Source organism: Microcoleus sp. B4-C2 (assembly GCF_036705265.1).
Lineage (GTDB): Bacteria > Cyanobacteriota > Cyanobacteriia > Cyanobacteriales > Microcoleaceae > Microcoleus.
Genome location: NZ_JAUBUB010000186.1, coordinates 1 through 4,162 on the forward strand (window position 1 = coordinate 1; position 4,162 = coordinate 4,162).

3 protein-coding genes are annotated in these 4,162 nt (G+C 43.7%); all 3 read left to right on the forward strand.

From position 1 onward, the window contains the following. On the forward strand, window positions 1-1,874 hold a 1,874-nt coding region (locus QUB20_RS28190), incomplete at its 5' end, for a CHAT domain-containing protein (RefSeq protein ID WP_333291826.1). Next, window positions 1,868-2,077, forward strand: coding sequence for a hypothetical protein (locus QUB20_RS28195; protein ID WP_333250741.1), 210 nt, complete (start codon window positions 1,868-1,870; stop codon window positions 2,075-2,077). The genes QUB20_RS28190 and QUB20_RS28195, both read left to right, overlap by 7 nt. A gap of 142 nt (window positions 2,078-2,219) precedes the next feature. Continuing rightward, entirely contained in the window at window positions 2,220-4,109 is a 1,890-nt protein-coding gene (locus tag QUB20_RS28200) for a dynamin family protein (protein WP_333250743.1), read from the forward strand. Window positions 4,110-4,162 lie beyond the last annotated feature (53 nt).

Below are 4,162 nucleotides of genomic sequence, written 5' to 3' on the forward strand. Positions count from 1 at the left end.
TTACTCAAAATCCAGCACCAGTCCCAAATCTGCCACCAGCACCGACAATTACTCAAAATCCAGCACCAGTCCCAAATCTGCCACCAGCACCGACAATTACTCAAAATCCAGCACCAGTCCCAAATCTGCCACCAGCACCGACAATTACTCAAAATCCAGCACCAGTCCCAAATCTGCCACCAGCACCGACAATTACTCAAAATCCAGCACCAGTCCCAAATCTGCCACCAGCACCGACAATTACTCAAAATCCAGCACCAGTCCCAAATCTGCCACCAGCACCGACAATTACTCAAAATCCAGCACCAGTCCCAAATTTGCCACCAGCACCGATAATTACTCAAAATCCAGCACCAGTCCCAAATTTGCCACCAGCACCGATAATTGCTCAAAATCCAGTGGTTGCGCCTGCTGCTGCGCCGATAAATCTCGCACCGATACCGACACCGGAGCTCGCAGCCAACCAGCCACCCAGCACAAATCGTTTATTTTCGCCCAGCTTGCAAGAGCAAAACCAGATATCTAATTCCTTGCAACAGCGCATTTCACCTCCCGCGTTTGGGAATCTTGAAGCTTCCAAGTTGCCCACTAACGTCGGCGCAGTTATTTTTCCCGTCGAGGAGAGATTTACCAGTGAGTTTGTCGATTACCTAAATTTGCCATCAACAAATACGATCGCCACCCTAGAAGATGCTCAAAATACCCTTCGCGGCGTCCAACAAGCCACAGGCATCAAACCAGCTCTCATTTATATCAGCTTTGTACCCAGGGGTTCTACAGTCGATCGGCCTTATAGCAGTTCCCCCGTTTTGCGCGTAGAACAGCAAATTCAAGCCTCTGACGAACTGGAAATGATGGTGATCACCCCGGAAGGTGTGCCCGTTCGCCAGCGCGTCCCTGGAACCTCTCGCACCGAGGTAATGGAAGCTGTTCGGAAATTTCGCGATGAACTGACTAATCCGGTAAAGCGCAACACTAAAAGTTATTTGCCGTTGGCTCAGCAACTCTACCAGTGGATGGTAGCGCCGCTCGAAGCAGAACTGCAAGCCAAAGGCATTGAGAATTTATCTTTTATCTCAGATATGGGGTTGCGATCGATACCGATGGGTGCCCTGCACGACGGCAAAGGCTTTCTGGTAGAGCGTTACAGTGTGGGATCGATGCCGAGTCTCAGTTTGACGGATACCAGCGCCACCAATTTCAAAAATACCCAAGTTCTGGCAATGGGGGCGTCGCAATTTCCAGAGATGAGTCCTTTACCTGCGGTGGAAATAGAAGTATCGACAATCACGCCGCAGCAGTGGCCGGGCAAGTCTTTCTTGAACGAAGCTTTCACCCTGGCTAATTTGAAATCGCAGCGCCAGCAGTATCCTTTTGGGATGATTCACTTGGCTACTCACGCCGAATTTCGATCGGGAGATCCCAGCCACTCCTTTATTCAGTTGTGGGATACTAAATTGCGTTTGGATCAGTTGCGGCAAATGAATTGGCACAGCCCGCAAGTTGAAATGTTAGTTTTGAGTGCTTGCAAGACTGCTGTGGGCGATCGAGAGGCCGAGTTGGGCTTTGGCGGTTTAGCCGTGCAAGCCGGGGTTAAATCGGCTATGGCGACTCTCTGGTATGTCAGCGACGAGGGCAGTTTGGGGTTGATGACGGAGTTTTACGGGCAGTTAAAAACTGCTCCGATTAAAGCAGAAGCACTCCGGCAAGCGCAATTAGCGATGTTGCGGGGAGAAGTGCGAATTGAAGGGGGGATGCTGCACACTTCTGTTGGCAATCTGCCGTTACCGCCGGAGTTGGCAAACACGACGAGTCAGAATTTTTCTCATCCTTATTATTGGTCTGCTTTTAGAATGATTGGTAATCCTTGGTAATAGGGTTTGTTTTAGTCGATCTGTTGGCTAATTGTGCGAGAGTTCGATCGGCGGGGTTGGGGAATATGGGTATAATCGATCGCAATTTAGAGCGCTTTTTCGGCGTTTGTGCGATCGTTTCAGACCTGGATTCAGCAACGCCCGCTGATAATCTAATTGAAGATATGCCACAATCTGAAGAGCCTGTTTGTAACTTTATTTAAATAAAGTGCGATCGCCTCTTGACAGGTTATAGTATTATACCTAGAGTCATAAGTGAACAGTGCGGCTGTCAGCCCTCTATCAGTTGCGACTCAAATATGTTAACTAGGATACATATTCATTATCAACACCAGTATTTAACACATGAGTAAACAATTATACAAAGTTTTTGACGAAGTAGAATTCAAAGCTCAACTGCTTGCTAAATACTGGAATAATTTTTATACAGAAATTTCAGAGCATTTACCAGATACATATCAGCCTGAAATGCAAGAACTGTCTATAAAGTTAGACGAGGCTTTAAGCAATCTGGTTGATCAACTTCGTAATCCGACTCTGACTCTGGCGACTACAGGAACCACCAGTAGCGGGAAAAGCACTTTGGTAAATTTGTTGTGTGGAGCCGAAATTGTTCCTGTAGCCGTAAGTGAAATGAGTGCAGGGGCAGTCACTATCGAATATAGCAAGGAAAAGTCTCTAATAATCCATGAAACACCAGGAGCATTGTGGGAGTGTGGCGAATGGAGAGGTATCAGAGAGGAGAAAATTTATCAGCGCTTATATGAAGCAATGATAAGTTATATCGAAAACAGAGAAAAACAACCGAATTTAGCTTGTCCACAATCTACAATCTTTTACCCTTTCCGGCTTGTCAAAGAGTCAAAACTAGAACTGCCAGAAGGAACAAGGGTAAAAATTCTTGATTTACCTGGTTTAGCGTATGTGGGCGATCAAGGTAACGCAAATGTCATTCAACAGTGCCGAGAAGCATTGTGCATAGTCACATACAATAGTGCAGAAACCGATGCACAGAAAGTAAAATGCTTGTTGCAAGAAGTTGTACAGCAGGTAAAAGATTTAGGTGGTTCCCCTGCGCGTATGCTTTTCACTCTTAATCGTATTGATGTTTTCCGAGCCGATAGAAATTGGCCTGACACAGAAAATCGCTTTGTTGAAAATGCTATCGGCAGTATTAAAAGTGAATTGACTGACCAATTAAAAGAATATACAGAAGATATTGAGAAGTTGCAGGTTGTCAAACTTAGTACATGGCCTGCTTTACTGGCTCTTCAGATCCAAAATCATGATGAAATATTCAGTGTTGATGCGTGTAAAAAAGCGGACAACAATTTTAATGGATTAATTGATGAAGATATATTAGAAGACTTGCCACGTAACGTACAAAAATGGTCGAGGCACGACAGAAGCCGAGTTGCTGAAGCATTATGGCAAAAATCTTATGCAGAAGAATTTCAGCAGAATTTAAAGGAACATATTACTCAACACTTCCCACAGCTAGTAATTCCACAAATTATAGAACGTTTTAATCTGGCTGCTGGAAATGCCGTGGCGGAATGGGCTACACAAACAACAACAGCTATTCTTAATAGTTCAGAAGAACGCTACCAAGAGGAATGTGAAAAAATATCAGACATTAGGTCAAAACTTGAAAAGTTATTAGAAACTTGCGATACAAACTTAAAACAGCCGTTTGAAAAACTAGATACAAAAGTCAAACAGGTTCTCGCAAAACAGTCACAAGATGACGTTGTGAACTATATACGAACCATCATTGTGGAACTCCAACAGGAAGAGCCATACAAGAAATTAGGAGAAAAATTATTTCCACTTCATTCATGGGAGAAGGAATTTCAAAAAGGAATTAATCAAGTATTAGAAGCAGTGGCAAAGTCTTTAGAAACTGGAAGGGTAGACTTAGATAGTCCGAATTTAAAAAGAGCAAATGTTTTAAATGTCAATTTACTCGCAAGAAACTTGAACCGTTTAGTTAACTTAGGCTACACGGCTTCCGTTGCTAAAGAAGGAAAAACAATGGAAGCAAGAACAGAGGCAGATAAAAACAAACTCAAACAACTCAATGAGGAACTCAATGAACTAGCTATCCATCTCAACATTGTTATACAGGATGTACTGAAACAAATTTCTAGTCAAGAATTAAATAGAATTCATCAGGCTGTGTCTGAATTGTTTCGTTGCCACTTGTCTTATTTCAATACTCCGGACAGTTTTTAAATAGGGATGCTTACGCAATAAAGCACAGAAGCGAAAAAACTGAGTGCTATCTG